The 21,349-nt window shown below is 52.4% G+C and carries 10 protein-coding genes; 4 read left to right on the top strand and 6 right to left on the bottom strand.

The window, feature by feature from the left end:
- Positions 1 to 23: 23 nt before the first annotated feature.
- Positions 24 to 2,864: an aconitate hydratase gene (locus SH580_RS12775; protein WP_319831248.1), complete on the top strand. Its 2,841-nt coding sequence runs from the start codon at positions 24 to 26 to the stop codon at positions 2,862 to 2,864.
- A gap of 283 nt (positions 2,865 to 3,147) precedes the next feature.
- Here the strand turns inward: SH580_RS12775 and SH580_RS12770 are convergent, their stop codons facing one another.
- Positions 3,148 to 5,916 (bottom strand): bifunctional aconitate hydratase 2/2-methylisocitrate dehydratase, encoded by a 2,769-nt coding sequence (locus SH580_RS12770; protein WP_319831247.1) that lies wholly within the window; start codon positions 5,914 to 5,916, stop codon positions 3,148 to 3,150.
- Positions 5,917 to 6,095: 179 nt separating this feature from the next.
- On the opposite strand from SH580_RS12770, the gene SH580_RS12765 reads away from it, so the two are divergent.
- Together SH580_RS12765 and SH580_RS12760 are read left to right on the top strand one after the other, a co-directional pair.
- Positions 6,096 to 6,596: an STAS domain-containing protein gene (locus SH580_RS12765; protein ID WP_319831246.1), complete on the top strand. Its 501-nt coding sequence runs from the start codon at positions 6,096 to 6,098 to the stop codon at positions 6,594 to 6,596.
- Positions 6,597 to 6,620: 24 nt separating this feature from the next.
- Positions 6,621 to 8,057 carry a SpoIIE family protein phosphatase gene (locus tag SH580_RS12760; protein WP_319831245.1) on the top strand — a complete coding sequence of 479 codons (1,437 nt, stop codon included), beginning with the start codon at positions 6,621 to 6,623 and terminating at the stop codon, positions 8,055 to 8,057.
- Positions 8,058 to 8,060: 3 nt separating this feature from the next.
- On the opposite strand, the gene SH580_RS12755 is transcribed toward SH580_RS12760, so the two are convergent.
- The 5 genes from SH580_RS12755 to SH580_RS12735 all read right to left on the bottom strand — a co-directional run bounded on the left by SH580_RS12755 (position 8,061) and on the right by SH580_RS12735 (position 20,514).
- On the bottom strand, positions 8,061 to 9,590 hold the full coding sequence (locus SH580_RS12755; RefSeq protein WP_319831244.1) for a phospholipase D-like domain-containing protein: 1,530 nt from the start codon (positions 9,588 to 9,590) through the stop codon (positions 8,061 to 8,063).
- 493 nt (positions 9,591 to 10,083) lie between these two features.
- Positions 10,084 to 11,097: a c-type cytochrome gene (locus tag SH580_RS12750; protein ID WP_319831243.1), complete on the bottom strand. Its 1,014-nt coding sequence runs from the start codon at positions 11,095 to 11,097 to the stop codon at positions 10,084 to 10,086.
- A gap of 16 nt (positions 11,098 to 11,113) precedes the next feature.
- Positions 11,114 to 17,119 (bottom strand): DNRLRE domain-containing protein, encoded by a 6,006-nt coding sequence (locus SH580_RS12745; RefSeq protein ID WP_319831242.1) that lies wholly within the window; start codon positions 17,117 to 17,119, stop codon positions 11,114 to 11,116.
- A 35-nt stretch (positions 17,120 to 17,154) separates the two neighbouring features.
- Complete coding sequence (locus SH580_RS12740) at positions 17,155 to 18,249, bottom strand: hypothetical protein (RefSeq protein WP_319831241.1); 1,095 nt, start codon at positions 18,247 to 18,249, stop codon at positions 17,155 to 17,157.
- Between the two features lie 228 nt (positions 18,250 to 18,477).
- A complete protein-coding gene (locus SH580_RS12735) occupies positions 18,478 to 20,514 on the bottom strand; it encodes a TonB-dependent receptor (protein WP_319831240.1) in 2,037 nt (678 codons plus the stop codon).
- Between the two features lie 242 nt (positions 20,515 to 20,756).
- Between SH580_RS12735 and SH580_RS12730 the strand changes: the two genes are divergently transcribed.
- The gene (locus SH580_RS12730; RefSeq protein WP_319831239.1) at positions 20,757 to 21,347 is read left to right on the top strand and encodes a hypothetical protein; all 591 of its coding nucleotides are present in this window, start codon (positions 20,757 to 20,759) and stop codon (positions 21,345 to 21,347) included.
- Positions 21,348 to 21,349: the final 2 nt, after the last annotated feature.

The raw sequence follows: 21,349 nt of genomic DNA, 5'->3' as shown, positions 1-21,349 counted from the left end.
TTCGTCTTAATTTCGAACCAATTATGAACGATCCATTCAAAGTCCTCAAGGAGCTCAACGGCTCAAAATACTACAGCCTTCCCGCCCTCGAAAACGAAGCGGGCATAGGCTGTATTTCCCGCCTACCGGTCAGCATTCGCATCGTGCTCGAATCAGTGCTGCGCAACTGCGACGGCAAAAAGGTCAAAGAGGAAGATGTCACAGTGCTCGCCAACTGGAGCGCGAGCGAGCGTAGCAGCAAAGAGATTCCCTTCGTGGTCTCGCGCGTCGTGTTACAGGATTTCACCGGCGTGCCACTGCTAGTCGACCTCGCCGCCATGCGCGATGCCGTCGCTGCACTGGGTAAAGACCCTGCCCTGATCGAGCCACTGGTGCCCGTTGATTTAGTGGTCGACCACTCGGTACAAGTCGACCGCTCAGGCTCGGCCAACGCATTTTTGGAAAATTTGAAGATCGAATTCAGCCGCAATAAGGAGCGTTACCAATTCCTAAAGTGGGGCCAGCAAGCATTTGATACCTTCAGCGTTGTGCCTCCCGCGATCGGCATCGTGCACCAAGTCAACTTAGAGCACCTGGCTAAGGTGGTCTTCGAAAAAGACGGAATCCTCTACCCCGACACACTGGTCGGCACCGACTCCCACACCACCATGATCAACGGCCTCGGCATTGTCGGCTGGGGCGTGGGCGGCATCGAAGCGGAATCCGGCATGCTGGGCCAACCTGTTTATTTTCAAACTCCAGAAGTCGTTGGCGTACACCTCACCGGCGAGTTGCCCGAAGGCACCACCGCCACCGACCTGACCCTGCGCATCACCCAAATGCTGCGCGAAGCCAAAGTGGTGGGCAAATTTGTCGAGTTCTACGGCGATGGCGCCGCCCAACTCAGCCTGGCCGACCGCGCGACGGTCGCCAATATGGCACCAGAATACGGCGCCACCATGGGCTTCTTCCCCGTCGATGAAAAATCACTCGACTACCTGCGCCTCACAGGCCGCGAAGAGACACAGATCGAGCGCATTCGCAGCTACTACCAAGCGCAGAACATGTTTGGTATTCCACAAAAGGGCGAAATCGACTACTCCGTCGACATGGAACTCGACATTAGTACCATCGTGCCCTGCGTCTCGGGCCCCAAGCGGCCCCAGGATCGGATCGAGGTGCCCGCGCTTAAAGAAAAATTCACGACGCTATTGAGCGCCCCCACCTCTGAAGGTGGCTTCGGCATCCCCCAAGGCGACCTCAGCAAAACAGTGCGGGTAACGGCACCGGTCGCCGCAGGCGGCCGCGATGAACCCACCGGTGGCGTCACTGACCTCTCTAACGACGAAGGAGCCGCCATGAACGAAACCGAGATGGTGGCCAATCGCCCAGCCACGCCTGGTCAAGCGGAAGTACATGATCCCGCGAAGCTGCCCCCAATCGCTCACGGCCAAGTATTGATTGCGGCCATCACCAGCTGCACCAACACTTCTAATCCCTCAGTCATGATCGCCGCCGGCCTCGTCGCCCGCAAGGCGCGCGAGAAAGGCCTAAAGGTCAATCCACTGGTCAAAACATCACTCGGACCAGGCTCGCGCGTAGTGACCGACTACCTAAAAGCGACCGACTTACAGGATGATCTGGACGCCCTCGGCTTCCAACTGGTTGGCTACGGCTGCACCACCTGCATCGGCAACTCGGGCCCCCTGGACCCCGCCATCGAAGACGCCCTCAAGCAAGGCAATATCATCGGTGCCTCCGTGCTCTCTGGCAATCGCAACTTCGAAGCCCGCGTGCATGGCGCCCTCAAAGCCTCGTTCCTGATGTCGCCCCCTCTGGTGGTCGCCTACGCCCTCGCCGGCAACGTCAACATCGACCTCGCCAACGAACCCATCGGCAATGGGAACGATGGCAAGCCCATCTACCTAAAAGACATCTGGCCCAGCAACCAGGAGATCGAGGCGCTGGTACTTTCGGGGCTCAAACCGGAAATGTTCCGCAGCAAATATGGCGAACTCGACGACGCCAACCCCGAGTGGAACGCTGTGCAATCCTCGACTGGCGACAGCTACGAGTGGGACAGCGAATCCACCTACATTCAAAGCCCGCCCTTCTTCGAAGGCTTTAGCATGGAGCCAGGCACCATTACCGATCTCAAAGACCTGCGCCCACTCGCGATCGCCGGCGACTCCATCACTACCGACCATATCTCGCCCGCAGGCGCGATCAAGGAAGACGGCCCCGCCGGCCGCTATCTGGCCGAGCATGGCGTGGCCAAAAGAGATTTCAACAGCTTCGGCTCCCGCCGCGGCAATGATCGCATCATGACCCGCGGCACCTTCGCCAACGTGCGCTTCAAAAACAAAATGGCCGACGGCAAGGAAGGCGGCTACACCAAGCTGATGCCCGAAGGCACTCCGATGGACATCTACGATGCCTGCCAGCAATACAAGCAGCGCGGCACCGGCCTGATCATCATTACTGGCGAAGACTACGGCATGGGCAGTTCCCGTGACTGGGCGGCCAAAGGCACCGCCCTACTCGGCGTGCGCGCCGTGGTCGCTAAGAGTTTTGAACGCATCCACCGCAGCAATTTGATCGGCATGGGCGTACTGCCCTTCCAACTTCCCGCAGGAGTGGACGACGAAACGCTCGGCCTAACTGGCGAAGAGACCTTTTCGATCACCGGTCTCAGCGACACCCTCAAGCCCGGGCAAACCGTCCCGATGGAAATCAAAAAAACCGACGGCAGCACACAAACAGTCGAGCTCACCGTGCGCATCGACACCGACATCGAGGTCGAATACTACCGCCACGGCGGCATTCTCCAATACGTGCTGCGCGACATCGTCGCGGACCACGCTACGCGCGAGAGTGGGGAGTAGAGAGGGGGAGAACGTCGAACGTTCAACATCCAACGTCCAATTTTGAATAAGGGTACAATCATTCGATGTTGGACGTTCGATGTTCCCAGCTCACTCGATTTAGGAGTCGCAGTATGGTCGCACTGGCTAACCCCACACAGACGCGACTGGCGTCGCATCGCTACACAATGAACCCCTACGTACAAAAAACGTAGCGAACTCGCGCCAGCGAGGTCTACGCGATCATCCCCCGCACACAGCGGAGCACGCCACAGGCGTGGCGCACTCCAACTTGCGAAATCCTCTAACTGATCAGCGCCTCAGCAGGAGGCGCGAACTTGGTCAAATTGATGCCGGCGACCGCGGACTTGTATTCCTCAATATTAGGCGTGCGGCCAAGGATCGCGGAAAGCACGACGACGGGAGTGGAGGCCAATAAAGACTCACCTTTTTTACGATCGGAATCTTCCACCACGCGTCCTTGGAACAGACGGGTGGATGTAGCCATCACGGTATCGCCACGAGCCGCTTTTTCCTGATTACCCATGCACAGGTTACAGCCAGGACGCTCGAGATACATCATGTTTTCGTATTCAGTGCGTGCCGCGCCCTTCGGTGCGTCGTCGTCGAACTCGAAACCGGAGTATTTCTGCAACATCTCCCAATCACCTTCAGCCTTCAGCTCGTCGATGATGTTGTAAGTCGGCGCAGCCACCACGAGGGGCGCCTGGAACTTCACTTCACCTTGTTGCGCTTCGAGATTCTTGAGCATTTGAGAAACGATCTTCAAGTCGCCCTTGTGCACCATGCAGGAGCCGACGAATCCGAGATCAACGGACTTCTCACCCTGATAGTAAGAGAGCTCGCGAATAATATCGTGGGTGTAGCGCTTCGAAATGTCCTCGTTGTTGACGTCGGGGTCCGCAATCATCGGCTCCACGATGGCGTCGAGGTCGACTACGAATTCGGCCGAATACTTGGCATTGGCATCGGGCATCAGTGCGGGCTTGGCACCGGAGCGAATGTCGGCAATGCGCTGATTGGCAATATCGATCAGGCCTTGCAGCACCTTCGAATCATTGTCCATGCCCTTCTCGATCATGATCTGGATGCGACTCTTCGCAATTTCCAGTGATTCGATCAGTGTCTCGTCCTGAGAAATGCAAATGGAGGCCTTGGCCTTCATCTCTGCAGTCCAGTCCGTAAATGTGAAGGCTTGGTCGGCGGGCAGCGTGCCAATGTGCACTTCGATCACGCGACCTTGGAAGACGTTCTCCCCAAATTTCTTAAGCATTTGGATCTGCGTGGCGTGCACCACGTCGCGGAAGTCCATGTGCTCCTTGAGCTCGCCCTTGAAAGTCACTTTAACGGACTCAGGGATCGGCATGGTGGCTTCACCCGTGGCCAAAGCCAGCGCCACGGTGCCCGAGTCGGCTCCGAAAGCGACCCCTTTGGACATACGTGTGTGCGAGTCGCCGCCGATAATGATCGCCCATTCATCCACAGTCAGGTCGTTCAAGACCTTGTGGATCACGTCGGTCATGGCATGGTATTCGCCCTTTGGATCACGTGCAGTGATCAGCCCGAACTTATTCATGAACTCCATCAAACGTGGGATATTGGCCTGTGCCTTCTTATCCCACACCGATGCCGTGTGACAACCGGATTGGTAACCGGCATCCACGGTCGGAGAGATGACTGTGGCCGCCATTGATTCCAACTCCTGCGAGGTCATCAGCCCGGTCGTATCTTGCGAGCCGACGATATTGGCGCGCACCCGAACGTCCGAGCCCGCGTGCAAGACAGCACCTTCAGACACACCGACGGCATTCTTATTAAAAATCTTCTCCACTGCAGTCAGGCCCTGGCCTGCATGCGAAATTTCCTTGGAAGGCGCGAAGGCCGACTCCAACTCAACACCCAGAGTTTGAGCCGCGAAGCTCTGTAGCTTTTTACCGAAAACGACCGCGTAAGAACCGCCCGCCTTCATAAACTCCAGCTTCTGAGGTGTGAACGAAGCGGTCAGGTCGACCAACTCTTGCTCACCATTGTAGAGCTTCTTTTCCTTGGTGTTGATTGTCAGCACTGTGCCAGTTGCGACAGAGTAGACTTCCTCCAGCACGGGATCACCGCTCTCGTTCAAGACTGGCTGGCCCTCGGCATCCAATTTCTTGCGCCAGTTCTTCAGGTCGATCCCGATGCCTCCGGTAACATCCACGGTGGTCAGGAAAATCGGCGAAATCCCATTCGTGCCCGCAACAATCGGAGCAATATTCACAAAGGGAATGTAAGGGCTAGCGGGTTTACCGGTCCACAAGGCCACATTATTGACCCCCGACATGCGCGAGGAGCCCACGCCCATGGTGCCCTTTTCAGCAATCAACATCACACGCTTATCGGGATGCTGCGCCTGCAGACCTTGAATTTCAATCTGCGCCTCTTCGGAAATCATGCACTTACCATGCAACTCACGATCCGAGCGCGAGTGCGCCTGATTGCCAGGTGACAACAAGTCAGTTGAAATATCGCCTTCGCCAGCGATGTATGTGACCACTTTAATTTCTTCGTCCACAGGAGGCAACTTAGTAAAGAACTCCGCCTTGGCATAGCTCTCCAATAGCTCCTTAGCGATGGCATTGCCTGCCTGATAAGCGGCCACCAAGCGATCCGTGTCCGCCTCGTAGAGAAAGACCTGAGTCTTCAAGACCGCAGCAGCCTGTGCGGCGACTGCGGCATCCTCCCCCAGCGCGAGATCCAAGAGCACCTTGATCGAAGGGCCCCCCTTCATGTGCGATAAGAGCTCCAAGGCAAACTCGGGAGTAATTTCCTCCACCACAGACTCCCCCAGAATGATCTCTTTCAAAAATTGCGCCTTCACCGTCGCCGCACTGGTCGTGCCCGGTAATACGTTATAAATGAAAAAGTGCAAGGAGTCCTTGCGATACTCGTTATCGAGATCTTTAATCTGCTCGATTATCACAGCGAGTAATTCGCCATTATCTATCGGCTTCGGGCTCAGCCCTTGACCTTTACGTTCTTCAATCTCTTTGGTGTATTCTAGGTAAGTATTCATATCTTCAGCTAGTACACAAGGTCTGCCCTCGCCTACGGATTTCAAGAAGATTTTATGAATTATTGCCTCCTCTCGATTGATTGTTGATTATTAACTTCACACTGCTAACTTACTTGCCCAGCTTTCTGGTCTGATTTTTCTCCTCACAATTTCCACACTTCACCTGACCCACGCTCTAAATGAGTGATCCACAACAGCCCACTTTTCTCGTTAGCGCTTACTCCGACCCCGTCGTAGTCAAAATTAACGGCAAAGCGAATTACCTAAACTGTAATTCATTTCGTGAGTTTATCGAGACGATCCTCTCCAGCGGGAGTCGCCGTATCTTCATCGACTTTGAAGCCTGCAAAGGCATGGACAGCACTTTTCTTGGCATCCTGGCTGGCACGGCAATCGAACTACGCAAGCTCACCCCTGCTGGCGAACTTGTCGTCGGCAAGCTAGGTGAGCGCAATTACGAACTTATCTGCAATCTAGGCCTACAAAACCTGTTGACCGTATCTGACGAAGCCGAAGTAGCCGACAATTTCTCTGCACTCAAAAATCAAGAAGTCTCCGACGCTAAAAACATCCTAAAGGCCCACGAGAACCTAACAGTAGCCGACAAAGAAAATGTAGCGAAATTCCAAGACGTCATAGCCTTCTTACGCAATCAAGTCGAGAAGCAGGATAAAGACTAAAGCCACCACCCCCAAGCCCCAGCCATGCTGCCTTTCATACTTGGATTAATCGCTGGAGCCTTTGCACTGTGGCTCCCCTACACGGCAAAACGCAGGCAAATCAAAATTCTCGACGAAGACAAACAGCTCCTACACCAGGAGAAGCAAATCGTAGTGGAGTTCATGCACAACATGGTCGAGGCCGTAGCCGAAGGCAGCGACCGCGAGGCAATGTTTCAACGCATCATACATGCCGCCATCCTAAGCACTGGTGCCATGAGTGCCTGCATCTTTGAAAAACGCCCCAACAACACCTTGAAAGGTATCGCCGTCGAAGGCCTCTTTCCACCTCAACGTAAACTGCCTAAGTCCGTCACCAGTAAACTAACCACGCGGGCCCAGTTTCTAGAGAGCATCCTCAAGTCCGAAACTTATCAGATGGGCGAAGGCCTGATCGGACAAGTCGCCAAATCACGCCGTGCCCAACTGATCGTCGACGCAGAAAACGACCCACGCATCGTACAACACGAAGACCCCGCACTGAAAGTTCGCTCCTTCATAGCCGCCCCGGTGCTCTTTCAAGGAGAACTCATCGCAGTGCTCGCCGTGGCCAATCCCTCTGACGGGCTCGCGTTTACCGAAACCGACTTTTCCCTAGTCCAGTCACTTGCCGAACAAGTGGGCCTCGCCGTGCACAACAGCGACGCCATGCAACTACAGATCGACAAAAATAAACTCGATACCGACATCGAGCTAGCCAGCAACATCCAGGGACTATTGCTGCCGAAGAAGTTTCCGCCTGCCGACCACATTGCATTCGCGTCCCACTACACGCCTGCACAAAAAGTCGGCGGCGATCTATACGACGTATTTGCCCTCGACGAAAAAACGATCGCATTCGCCATTGCCGACGTCTCCGGCAAAGGCATCTCCGCATCGATTTTGATGGCCATTTGCCAAACACATCTACGCCATTTCGCACAGCAACACAGATCTCCCTCAAAAGTATTGAGCGCCATCAATTCCGCGATGGAACATACCATGCAGCGCGACATGTTCATCACCATGGTGTATGCGGTCATAGATTTGGAAACTGATAAGCTCACCCTCGCCCGCGCAGGTCATGAGCTACCGCTCTTCTACGATCAGCACACCAAAGGTGGTCTCGACGTAGACCCCATCCAATCACCAGGCATGGCTGTCGGCATGGTGCCTCCTGAAGTCTTCGACAGCATCATCCAAGACACTTCCATTCATTTCGGACATAAAGACGCGCTTTTACTATATACTGACGGCATCACCGAGAGCGCGAATCAACAAGGCGAAGAATACGGCACACAACGACTCACCGAATTACTCCGCACCCACGGAGACAAAGGCGCACAAGAGGTCATCGAACAAACCCTCGAAAGCGTAAAGCGCTTCTCCCAAGGCACTGGACAACTAGACGACCTGACACTGATCGCAGTCAAACACGCATAAAAATCAAAACGTCGAAGCTCCGCTCCACTCTTGAAAACGGTAGAGCCAGGTCTTCCAGCGCAAACTCCAGCCAGACTCCGCCCAATCTTCATAGGGCAAACTTTCCACATAGCCATTCGCATTCGCCCAAAGAGCTTCGAAGTAAGCATCGAAGTCACGCCCCAAGTCAGAAGCGTCTTGAAACAGCAGGTTCGCCTCTAGGTTTAAATCATCCAAGTTTCGTCGCGTCCAGTTAGCAGAGCCTAAAAAGAGCACATCTTGCCGCTCGCCCACGACACGTAGCACCTTTGCATGATACTGCTCGCCATGCGTCGCAGCCCAGCGCACCTCCACATTGCCCACCCCCGCCAATGCCATCAACTCGGCCGCCACCGCACGATTCGGAATTCCGTTTTTCTCGCGCCCAAAGGCATCACGATTGGCATCCAGTAATAATCGAACCTCAGCCCCTCGCTGAATCGCCTCAATAAAGGCCTTCACGATGCGGCGATCCGAAAAATAAAATACAGCCGCATCCACACGCGTGCCAGCCACCGCCTGATTCAACTGCTCCCGCAGCTCTTGCTGAATTGCCCCCTCACTGCGCCAGGCCACCCGCGGTGCCCCCTCGCGAGCCCGAGGCAAGGAAGCGACCGCTGGCACACGCAGCCGAATCGTCGCAATCGCCTGGGCGATTTGTTGACTCAACTCCCCCGCAACCTGCTGGAGATTCGACGACGACCACTCCGCAATATCCAACTCCGAATGCGCCGCATAGATCGCGACTGCGCCCTCTACCAAAGCCCCGACATTAGAATGATTTGCACTGCCATCAGCTGGATTAAAACTACCGACTAAGACACGAGGCGCGGTGCTCTGCCGACCAGTCACCAAAACCTTCCGGTGGTTTGCTTTAAAATACAACAAGCGCCCCAATTGCGCCAGAGTCAGCTTTTCACCCGACTGATCAAATGGATTAGGAATCAGGGCAAGATCGCTGTCGATCTTCTCAGCTGGCAAATACTGCCCCCAAAACCAAGCCTGTGGCGCATAGATACGATTCGAATCCGGCAGCTGACTCAAATCAGTAAAAACCACTGGGATGCCCGCTCCAGCCAATCGAGCATAATAATCAGACGCATGATCGCCATAAATTCGATTAATCGGATCCGTAATCACCAGGATCGGTATATCAGGACTCTGAATACGCTTGCGGATCAACGCCTCCGCCAACTCTTGCGCAAGTGCTCGCAACTCTCCAGAGGATTCCACCGCACCACGCCACGGATTCCACAAGAAGAAATCCGCAATCACAAAGGTTTCGGCCAACTCAATTTCCCGCAGAATCGTATCAAAAATCTCATGTGAGCGCACCACCTCTCCCGTCGCGTCATCCCACATAGTGCGATCAACCAACAAGCGCGCCTCCGAATATTCGAAATCCAGGCTACTCAAGCGAGTGCCCGCTGGCAACTCCTGTTGCTGAAAAAGCAAGTAAGGCAAAGCCGCCACCCCGAGGAGAGCTCCTAGAAGTATCCATTTAATCGTTCGCATGCTGCACAAGATGCGCAATCCACAAACGAATACAAGAACATGTCAGCCCGTAAAACCCGAGCAGCATGGACATTATTTAGGCAAAAAGCACCTCAGCTCACTTCGCAGCACAGTTGATAACGCGCACACCAAGCCAACTAACTCACTTTCAACTCTCTGGAACGGTAGGAGCTACCACCTCGCCCAAAGACTCGACTCGGTTGAAAAAAACTACTTGGCGCCAACGAAATTTGATGGCAACTCGCCGAACAGAAAGTGTGCTCCTCGGTAACCACTTTGGCCGAGGCCCGCACGACCTTCAAATTCTTGCTGCATACTGGGCAAACGGATACGTCTTTTTTACTCATGGTTTTCATATTTGGTAGTCAATAATGTAAGGTCTTCATCGACTCACACACATGCATTTCCTGAGCCAATCCTGACAGAGCTCAAGATGATAAATCCCGTATTTTTGCATCAGAAATGCCCCTACCCAAATAATAAAACCACAGACTCACTTCATTAGCGCTGATGTTTCTTTTAAATAAGTAACAATCTTTGCAAACTTGAGGTCATCAAAGTCTTCATGATTTGGCATGATCGTCTCAGGGTAAAACTGCTTTGGATTCGTAATCATTTTACGTAGATAATCTTCGTTGTAGACCGCATGTCCTTGTAAGACAATCAAAGGGCGCTGAGAAACATTGCCGCCCACACCCCCCGGCCCTTCATGGCATACATTACAACGTTGCAAGAATAAATCGCGACCAGCCTGAGCCATTGGCGAAAGCTGATCCATCGGTGACTTGTAAAAAGGTGCGTAACGCTCCGCCGTATTCGTCGCACGGATACCATTCATTTGCGTCGCTGAAATCATTCCGTATTTAGGAGCATCGACATAACCACTCCGGTCCCCCACGACAAAAACATAATAGGGGGCAAGCGCTTCAATATCACCCCCAAACATAGGCCATTCAGCCTCCTCTGGTGATTTACCATTATAATATAGCAACATAACCGGGTCATGCTCCTCGATATACTCGAGGGTCACGTAGCTCTCCCAAGCATCAGTACATTCCAATACAAAACCATCACATTCATCCCCTAAACCAAGAACCTGAATCAATGATTTCAATGGTAGGACACCCAAGTCCGCCTCGGCAGCTCCAGGAAATACCTCCGTCCGTATCGTCGTATAGTCATCAAGCGCAGCCAACTCAGCACGCGTCATATAACCTGGGGATTGCCCCCAGTCGCCACTAAAATAGATAGACGCCTCAGCGGGTGCTTCAGGATGTAAAGCAATCGCACCATATAATCCAGGTTGCTTCGCGAGAGAAAGGATGCCCAGCAGGCATAACACATGAAATAGGTAGGAATTCATGCGAGCCACCTTAGCAAAATCCAAGCCAGATATAATTCTGGCGAAACTCTCCTCAAGAACAATCACCCATACCGATGCACCAGTTATAAAAGGCGACTCATACCAAAGCAAAACACCACTATCGCAAGCGATAGTGGTGTTCACTTTAGCGATTGAGATTCTATTCAGCGACGATGCGCCAGAAGAGTGCTTTGACCTTAGTATCAATCTCAAGCTGGACCGATTCGGTGCCGTCCTCGTTGTCCACGATGTGCTCGGTGATCTCGACGACTTCTTCACTAGGCAGATCCCAGTGGATCAAGTCTTGCGAGACGAGGTAGCTCCATTGCAAGCCAGCATCTTTAATGCGCTGATAGCGCATTTCATTACCGCCCTCACCGAGGGTGACCGTAGGCATGTGCAGGCCTGAACCGCTCTTAGGATTTCCATTAAAGACGAACTCATAGTAGTTGCTATAGCCGTCGCCATCATGGTCGTCCTCGCGGCCGACATTGCTATCTTCGGCATCGAAGAGTTGATCACGCCAAGCGGAATAAGTCGCCCCCGCTGCGGTGAATGACTGTAAGCTGGTTTCTACTGGCTTACGTCCATCCGTTGCTCGAACATACCACTCATAATGACGGCCAGCCAATAGCTCATCCCATTCGAACTCCAATTCGGATTCGGCAGGTATATCGGTGAAGGTCGCCAACTCCTCAAATTCGGAGATGATGGTTCCCATGTCATACTCCAATTCGAACTGACTGTTCGTGTCGGTCTCATAGGCATCCACCCAAGGTGAGTAAGTGCGCACGTAGATCTTATTGTGTGCAGGTTCGAATGTCAGGATTCGTAGGTAACCTTGGCCACCTTCGCTATAGCCCTGATAGTCTTGCAAGAGAGAGTGTGTAATATTTCCCTCAAAGTCATCCGTGCGTTGTCCCTCACCGTGGATGTGACCACCGAGCATCAGGTCTAAGTTAGGATAGCCCTTCAAGCGCTCGTAGATCGCTTCACCGTAGGAACTCCAAGAAGCAGGATTGCCGGTATTGACAAGGTGGTGCGTCGTCACGATGACACGACGGTCGGGATAGGCTTGCACTAAGCCTTCGGCCCAATCGAGCACCTCTGCATTTGCAGAACCACGATACTCCAGACTGATCGAAAGGAAGTCGTATGAGCCAACCGAATACAATTGGTAGTAGTTATCATTGTTACTGCCGTAGTGGTCGCCGTAGTAGCTCTTACCGGCCCAGTGATCGACACCGAAATACTTGTTATAGTAAGTCGTAGTGCCATCTGGATCCCAGATCGGCTCTTGGTCGTGATTCCCGACCGCGACGCCATAAGGAATACCTTCAGGCAGACCAGTGGTTAGCGGATCTTCCAGTAAGTAGAGCGCGTCCGAAGCGTTGATCCACTCCTGCTCTGCAGAGCTGCCGTTACCATAAGTATCACCGTTTTGAACGATGTCTCCCAGGTGCAAGACGAAGGCGATATTCAAGGCTTCGCGATTATCAATGATCCATTGTGTTTGGGAAGCGAAGATTTCCTTCACAGCTCCATTGATCTCTGCCGAATAGAATTGTGTATCCGGCAGCAATACCACCGAGAACGCTTCGTCGGAATCAGCGACTAGACGTCCGAAGAGTGTGACATCCAGTAGGTCTTCAAGATTGCCATCAGTGACATCCAGATTAATGATCGCGGGCTCGGCAACTTCAGTCGCACCGTCTGTAGGCGCATTGATCGTGATCTCTGGATACAGATTCGCAGGATCGGTATCGATTTCAACAATCAGCTCTGGGCGTTGCTTTGCATCGGCACTTAATGATGAATAGAAACCGTATCCATCGTTGGAGTAAGTTTGAATCACCCAGCCATAGACCGGTGCACCATTCAACCAGTCGACCAGGGTCGGCGTGACCTCGACGTCGTAGTATGACTCTTGGCTAGAGAAGATGCTCACGCTATCGGGCTGACTATCTGATTCGATATCGTCATCGTCGATACCGTTACCGCCCCAGGCCTCCGAGGACCAGCTAGACAAATCATCCCAATCCACCAGCATTTGCTGGAAGTGCATGGGGCCATCACTTTGCACGGAAGTATCGGTGCCGACATAGAGTCGGATATAAGCACGATCGATAATCGAGCCTGCAGGGATTTGCCCCGCAGCTTCACCAAAGATGTCGCCAAAGTTCAGCAATACCTGACGCTCACTGCCATCCGAGTTGTGGTCTACCCATAGGATTCCATTCTGCGCATTGGCCTCAGGCGTATCGGAATCGATCTCAATCTCCAATGCACTCGCATAGTCATTGAAGCCTTGCTGGAAGGACAGTTGACGCAGACCATAAGGTCCATCGTCGGTGCGAGCAAACGCGGGCTCACTGATGCCGCCACCAGTTTCGCTCAAAGCGACTACACGGTAATAGTGTGTGCTCTCCGTCTCCAAGCCTGTGTGGCTGTAGGACTGCGTATCTGGATCGAGATCCGCAACTAACACCTCCCACTCACCGTAGTAGTCCGTGGCGTGTTCAATCATATAGGCGGTCTCGTCGCTAGCAACGTCAGTCCAGGTCAACTCAATTTCTGAAGTAGAGACCGGCTCTGCAACTACCGAAGTGGGCGCTGCAGGAGTCGGGCCATCGCTATAGACAACCACTAATTCAGGATGAATATCAATATCTGCGGCCTTGGAAGTCCAGAAGCCAAAGCCATCATTATCGGAGTTCAACAACACCCAACCGCGATTGGTCGCAGTGCCTGCAAGATACGCTTCGATGGAAGCGGTGACGTCCCACTCGCTCCAGGTCTCGATGTCCTTATAGGTTTCATGCACATATTCCGCAGTGGCGACTGCTTCGACATCGTCGGCTGTGATACCATCGACCATCGAATTCCAGCTGCTGTTCGCCGACCAATCCGCGAGCATGCGGTGTAGGCTAATGATATCGTTGCTGGGGTTATTCCCGTCTCCAACCCATAGGCGTAGCGTCGCGCTCTTAACGATCGCAGTGGATGGTATTTGCTGCGCGCCGGTTCCGATGATATCTTGGAAATCAATCAGCACCTGATCTTCATCAGTCTCACTATTATTGTCGGTATAGAGGTTGGAAGTATTCCAGGTTGCATCAGCACCAGGCGAGCTCGAGGAGCGAATGCCGATATCATTAGTCGCGGTGTATCCATTCATTCCATACTGGAACTTGGCAACTTTCTCATTGTAGCGCGTGCCGATATTCGCACGTATCGCGGAGCTATATACCGTGCCCCCAACAGTGCTGACACGGTAGTAGTAATCTAGATCGGGCTGAACCTCCGTGTCGGAGTAGCTTTCCACATTCGCGGCAGTCGTTTCGATCACAATCCATTCACCCTCTGTGCCTTCGCGGCGCTCCAGCGTGAAACCCGACTCATTACTGGAAGCATCTACCCAGCTCAATTCGATCACTTTATCGGCTGTGGCCAATGCTGTCAGATCCGTGGGAGGAAAGGAGATCACAGATGTGTCCAAGTCGGTGGCTTGCCAATCCGCATCAGTAAAGACCCCACTAACAGCGCCGTGAATTTGCTGACTTTCGTCGTAGGCTGCGGCGCCCGCAGTTTCATCCAGTTTCCAGAAGCCGGACAAATCTGCATTCGGCAGTGCGGGATTCTCAGTCATCAATGCGCGGATCTCACTCATTTCAAGTGCACGATTCCAAACAGAGACTTCATCAATCAAACCTGCAAAATAACCCGCCGGTGAGCCGGAGGAATTGAGCGCGGAACCGATACTAAAGTGCTGAATACTATCGGCGCGCAACGGCTGTCCGACATAGAGTTCATTCTCCAGCGCACCATTTAAATATAGCTTCCATGTGCTGCCATCGTAAGTCAGTGCGGCATAATACCACACATGATCTTGAATCGGAGACACACCTACAATCGGGTGATTCAGGCCCGGACTGGTGCCGCCGGCTCCTTCTTCAAAGTCGGCCCCCAGCATACCTGTGCCAGAATCAATGCCGAAGAAATAATTACAATCTACTGTAGAGCCATCACTCTCACCGCGGCCTTTCGCGACGAGTGGAATGCCGTGAATACCACCCACACCAGTGGTTGCGGTGGAACCTTCACCGGTTTTCTTAAACCAAAGGGTAATGGTCAACTCAGACATACCGAGCGTGTTGCCCATGGTGATGTAATCATCGATGCCATCGAACTCCAGTGCGCTGGTTCCTGTTCCAAAGCGGAAGGCCTGCACCGCATCGGGCTCGCCTGAGCCAAATGTGTTAGAAGCGCTCACACGATAGAAATACTTCGTATCTTCGAGCACGGTGCTGTCGCTATAGGACGTGCTGCCTGCAGGCAAACTATCCGTGAGTATTGTCCACGGACCATCGAGCGAATAAGCGCGCTCTACGATATAGTTCCCCTCGTCACTCACGCTATCAGTCCATGTAATCAAGGCGGCATTCTCTGGCGTGCGGCTCACGCTGGTATCCGTCGGCGAACCAGGAACGGCACCGAGTGTATAGTGAATGACCAACTCCGGACGCAAACTCAGGTCGCTTGACTCCGAGGAAGTGATCCCGAAACCATTACTGCCCGCATTTAATAATACCCAACCACGATTGGTATGACTGCCATCCAAAATACTTTGCACACGCTCAGTCAAATCCCACTCTGACCAGACACTGGCCACATTCAAACCATTCTGCGCAAAGTCTGGAGTGCTCGCGGCTTCGACACCGTCGGGGCTGATTCCGTCAACCATGCTATTCCAGGTGCTATGGCTGTCCCAATCACTCAACATCGGATACATGCTGATGGTGTTAGAACTCTTCTCATTACCATCGCCTACCCAAATACGTAGAGTCGCGCTTTGAACCACCGAGCCCGCAGGCACTTTGCCATCGGCTATGGCTCCCTCAAGATTGGGGAATTGCATCAAAATCTGATCTTCGTTCGTTGACGAATTATTATCAGTATACAGCGTCACAATGTTCCACGTCACATCGGGTCCGGGCGCAACATATTGACGCAATCCGATATCAAGCGCATCAAAGTATCCATTCACTCCGTAGCGCAGCTTCGTCACATGATGGCCGGCTGAAGTGCCGGCATTGGCTTGTGTAACTAATGAAGTGGCGCCACCAGACACACGTACGCGATATAGATAATCGACGTCTAAGTCGACCGATTCATCCAGATAGGAAGTGCTATCTGCTGGCAGTGTCGCCAACTCGGACCATGCTGCAGTGCTTGAATCATAACGCTCAACAATATAGCCTGCCTCAGCGCTTGCTTGATCCGTCCAGCTAAGGCTGATCGCTCCTACCTGAGAAGCCCAGGCTCGCAGATTAGTAGGAGGCGTCACAAAATCCGCTCTTACAAAATTGCTGTCCACCCATGTGGATTCGGTCTCGCCAGTAAAGACACCATCGTTGTTACCCGTCGCATCGGCGACTGCAACACCAGACGCCTGCTCCAGTGGCCAATAGCCCACAAGTCCGGTTTCTGTGACAGCAGGCGACGAGGTCATTAAGTTCTCGATATCACTTTGGCTCAAGGCATGATCCCAAACGCTGACTTCATTCAGGCTTCCTGCAAAATAGCCCTGAACGGTGCCACTAGAATTCATTGCTGCACCCAATCCGAAATGCTGGATACTATCGGAACGGAGGGGCTGCCCCACGTAAAGCTCCGCATCCAACTGTCCATTCAAATATACCTTCCATGTCGCGCCATCATAAGTGAGTGCGGCATGCTGCCACACGCCTTCAACCACAGGAGTCACACCCACCACAGGGTGATTGACCCCGGGGCTGACACCCGCAGCGCCTTCTTCGAAGTCAGCGGCAAGCATGCCTGCACTATTGATCCCGAAGATGTAATTACAGTCGAGCGTGCTGGCATCATTCTCCCCACGTCCTTTAGCCACAAGTGGTATCACATTGACACCGCCCGCGCCAGAACTGCCTAGAGCACCGCCCGCGTCTTTTTTAAACCAGACACTGATCGTGAGTTCGGAAAGACCTAAGGTGTCTCCCATTGTCACGTAGTCATCGACTCCATCAAAATGGAGTGCTTTGACATCGTCCGCGTGTACATGATTATGCGTCGCCATTGTAGCCAAACAGCCAACAAAGCCGTAACTACAGTAGCGCGCTACTCGATTATATAATTGATTGAACATGATTAAATTATTACCTCTAAATTTACCTTAGCACACTAGCGTGCATTGACTTGTAACAAGCGCTCCTCAGACGCCCGCGACTGCCAGCGGAAAGAATTGGCCTCTGGATGTAGGACTTGAAAATTTTCACCTTGAGATTCTACCCATGCGCTTAAAAACATGCGGGGGCTCAGCGCTGGGAAATCTATGCAACGCGCCTCCAACCAATCCGCCGCAAGAGTTGGCGACTCAAAAGTCATATCCAACCGGAGCATCATATTATCAGGATCGCCCCCTCTGACGGAACGCCCACGTTGGTAATCAAATGTATTCATGCGAAAGCAAACCGCCTCCACATCTTGCATCGGCAAGGCCACCCCTGCGGCACTTAACTGAAACTGAGCGGCTATAGTATCAGCCAGCACATGACGCGGCATGCGTGAAAGATCGTAGGCATACTCCCCCCAAGCGGATAAGGGTGCCACCACCGACCACTTCACACGTGAACCTTCATCATAGAGATAGCTGACCACTGGGCGATACTCCCATCCGATGCTCGCAGCGTCTAAGTTGGACATCGCATGAATGCCTTGCACGGGTTCGTCCCACACAAATGCATACTGAATTGAAAATCCAGGCCCTACCTTTGCGGGCAGCACCGTCATCTCATCATTCTGGCGCAGAATGCAATCCGCATACACCGGAGCACCATGATGGTCCTGCCCCAGATCGAAGACCACCGCCAATGATTCAGGCGGCGACTCAAACAGATAGCCCAACACCACCTCGATTCGTTGTTGCTCCAATCCTAAGTTTTGAACCGATGAGGAATCAAAATCAGGTAGCTGTGCCCATGCACTGGCAGGGAGTAATATCTGATTACTTGTATCAATTAACTTAAAGTGCTTCTGCACCTCACCTTGATACTCGAATGCAAAGCGACGTAATGCCTCCGGTGCTGCTGTAATGTCCGCACTCACCTCTCCCCCGACCATTTTAATCAGATCAGGCATCGTAACTTCAATGTGAACCTCTGCTTGCGCCTCATAAACGTTCAAACGAATACTGGTCTGAGCGGCCCCATGCCCATACATCGACTGAGCAAAAGCGCAGAAGCAAAAAAACTTGACCAATTTAAAAAGCGTATCCATTTATTTAATACAAAGCATCTTGATCACCCCATCAACGGCCACGAATAATTCAGGTCAAATATGTACAGCGCTTAACGCCCACATTTAACACTCACGCAATCATAGGACACGCAACAGACACATTCGTAAACCAACTGTCATCCATTTGAAACACAGCGCCCTTGGCCAGCATCAAGCAAGGCCAGCAAAAATTGGAATAAAGTCTCAGCCCAGAAGGGCCCGAGTCCACTAGAAGCGATAGCTCACAGTCACACGCAGGCTACGTGGCTCTATAGGATGAAAATGAACATCCTCAACAGCGACAAGCTCGCCTGCCAACTGCGACTCATAATAGTAAGTAATGTCATGATCTTCCGAATCAAATAGATTCAAAACATCAAAGCTTATGCGCAGATTGGGATTAAAATCATACCCGGCCTTCAAATTAAAAACCAGCGAAGCATCCGACTCCACTGCACCCTCTTCGGTCAATGGACGACTGCCAAAATAACGCGCACGCAAACTGGTGAAAAAGCCGGAACGCCTCTGATAGGTCACTCCAGCATTCAAAACAGAATTCAAGGCACCAGGGATCTCGTCGCCATTCTCAAAACGGGCATGCGTCAAGGCGAGGTCGAGATCGAAAGTCAAACACTCCAAAGGGCGATAATCATTGGTCCACTCAAAACCATAGCGCTGACTCCCCTCCGAAGCTTCAGTCGACCCACCATCGCCCACGTACAGCAACTCAGAGTCCAACTGCAACCACCAGAGGGACAAGGCACTATTGAGCTGCTCGTTCCAATTCACACGCACGCCGACTTCCGCCCCCATTGAACGCACCAGGGGATCCACCGAATCCACCAGCGACAAATCCGCGGGATCCACCGTAATCGTGGTGCCCCGCGCATCATTACTATGAAACCCCAAACCAAAGCTGCTATACCACTCCAACATCCGGTTCGGTGTATAAATCAAACTGAATTTAGGGCTCAACAATACGTCATCCGCCTGTCCCGAATTTGCGGCTAAGTCGCTCTCGACATCAAAGGCGTAATAATCGGCGCGTATCCCCATGACGGAGCGCCAGCGGTCTGTCCAATGAATTTCATTCTCGTAAAACACACCTGTAGAAAGCTCCTGCACATCATCCACTCGAACAGCCTCCATGCGCTCGCGACCTTGCGTATGATACAGACCAATATCATCGATCACATCATAACGTAACTGCCCCCCAAATGTATGCCGCACATCACGCTCAAATAGGTGCGTATGCAATAAACTATGTGCAAAATTCACACCGTAAACCATACGATCCTCGGCCTGCTCAAACTCATCGCCGTTGACTGAATCCTTCAGGAAATAAGTAAAGTTTGACCATAAATTGATATCATAGTAGATCGCATACGCACTGATGATAGTATTGGTATCTCCTGTATCACGCCGATATTCGCTCGATAAGCTATAGCGCGCAGTCGCACCACCAACGTCTTCATCCAACGAGCCGAACTCGGAAATACTTCCACTCTCGACCGTGCGTAATGGTATCTGGTCTGCCGAGTCCCAGCTGGCCTCATAACCATGAAAAGTTAGCCCCCACTCTCCTTCCTGAAGCTGTTGGGTATATTTGAGAAATCCCTTAAACTGGTTGAGATTTTCGCCAATCTCCCAAGGGCCATCGTAATAGTGCGATTCAAAACCGACCACCAAACGCTCATTTAAGCTCAGGTCGAAGCCATCTGCCAACACGATGCGAGCGTAGCCATGCTCTCCAAGCCCCAATTGAGCAATGCCCTGCTCCAACCAGCTCTCCGTCCGAATCTGAGCGGAACCGGCGGAAGCAAAATCTCCCAGCGCCGCGAAATAAGGACCTTTTGTATAATTTACCAGATCGATTAATTCGGGAATAATAAAGTTAACGTCCGTATATCCCTGCCCATGCGCATGGGTGACCATATTCACGGGCATCCCATCGACAAATGTAGCGAAGTCCGTACCGTGGTCTAAATTGAAACCGCGCAAGAAATACTGGTTGGCCTTTCCAGTGCCGCTATGCTGCGTCACAATCAGCCCCGGCACCATTTCCAAGACCTCTCCCATGCGTGAAATAGGTCGATACTCCAAATCCGCCTGACCGTAGGCACCCTCCGAACCGACCATCGCCGCACCAATTAAACTTGTCTCCCGACCGACGACTTCGTATTCGGGCAGACGATGAATCGGGTCAGCCCAAATCGAACTCGAAACTATTGGAAGAATCAGAATCTTTGAAAAGGTATGCATCATATATGATATGTAAGCTGCGACAGCTAAAAATGCATAGAGTCACAGGCAAGGCAGTTCATCGGCATACTGGCAACGTTTAGGTAACAGAAAACACCCCTCAGTTACGCGAACGTCACAACGCTCCCCCGACACGCGCACAGGACGTGATTAATGGCGAATTGCATTCATCCTCCTAAATGCTTACACACTGGATAAAATCACTCGTAAGCAATCTCGGATCCCCCCAACATTCAGCCCTGACAATGAGAAAACACGACCTCCGCCAGTTCAGAGCCATGGCCGCTTTATTGATAACAGGAGCCATTGCCCCCACACACTGCATCAGTCATGCTCAGGCCCCGCAACGCGTAGCTTCGTATCAGAGCCTCGAAACGTCGTCCAAGACGCGAAGCAAAGCCCCTCGCAACCTCACACGTTGGCACATGGGAGCGCGTTTGATACTTGTGCAAAATGGCAAATTTCAGCCAATAGATGTCTCTGAGGTCAGCCAATATGATGAAGCCGTCTTTCTCAGTGATAATTCCGCACTCAGCTATAACATCAGCGCAGGCCCACACGACTATATTGTCGACTTGGGAAAATTCGTGCGTGTTTCGCGCTTTTTCTTAAACAATCAAAGTGCTGCCGGAACGTTTAAAGTGCTGGTTTCCGACACCTTGGAAGACTTGAAAAGCGACACATGGCTCCAACTAAGCAACGACATTGCTTTCGAGAAAGGCGTAATTCCCTCAGTCACCTTTCCCGAAATCGAAATACGCTACATTCTACTCCGCTTCAACATCGATTCTGCAGGCACGATCGGCAACTTCGGAGCAACTGGCGGCACCTACTAGTC

The organism is Coraliomargarita algicola (genome assembly GCF_033878955.1).
Taxonomy (GTDB): Bacteria; Verrucomicrobiota; Verrucomicrobiia; order Opitutales; family Coraliomargaritaceae; genus Thalassobacterium; species Thalassobacterium algicola.
The sequence above is the reverse complement of the archived record's forward strand: the minus strand, read 5'-3'. Positions and strand labels throughout refer to the sequence as shown.

Excerpts from the sequence above, each read along its gene's own strand:
- SH580_RS12775 (WP_319831248.1), top strand. The coding sequence starts at position 24 with ATGAACGATCCATTCAAAGTCCTCAAGGAGCTCAACGGCTCAAAATAC.
- SH580_RS12770 (WP_319831247.1), bottom strand. The coding sequence starts at position 5,916 with ATGAATACTTACCTAGAATACACCAAAGAGATTGAAGAACGTAAAGGT.
- SH580_RS12765 (WP_319831246.1), top strand. The coding sequence starts at position 6,096 with ATGAGTGATCCACAACAGCCCACTTTTCTCGTTAGCGCTTACTCCGAC.
- SH580_RS12760 (WP_319831245.1), top strand. The coding sequence starts at position 6,621 with ATGCTGCCTTTCATACTTGGATTAATCGCTGGAGCCTTTGCACTGTGG.
- SH580_RS12755 (WP_319831244.1), bottom strand. The coding sequence starts at position 9,590 with ATGCGAACGATTAAATGGATACTTCTAGGAGCTCTCCTCGGGGTGGCG.
- SH580_RS12745 (WP_319831242.1), bottom strand. The coding sequence starts at position 17,119 with ATGTTCAATCAATTATATAATCGAGTAGCGCGCTACTGTAGTTACGGC.
- SH580_RS12740 (WP_319831241.1), bottom strand. The coding sequence starts at position 18,249 with ATGGATACGCTTTTTAAATTGGTCAAGTTTTTTTGCTTCTGCGCTTTT.
- SH580_RS12735 (WP_319831240.1), bottom strand. The coding sequence starts at position 20,514 with ATGATGCATACCTTTTCAAAGATTCTGATTCTTCCAATAGTTTCGAGT.
- SH580_RS12730 (WP_319831239.1), top strand. The coding sequence starts at position 20,757 with ATGAGAAAACACGACCTCCGCCAGTTCAGAGCCATGGCCGCTTTATTG.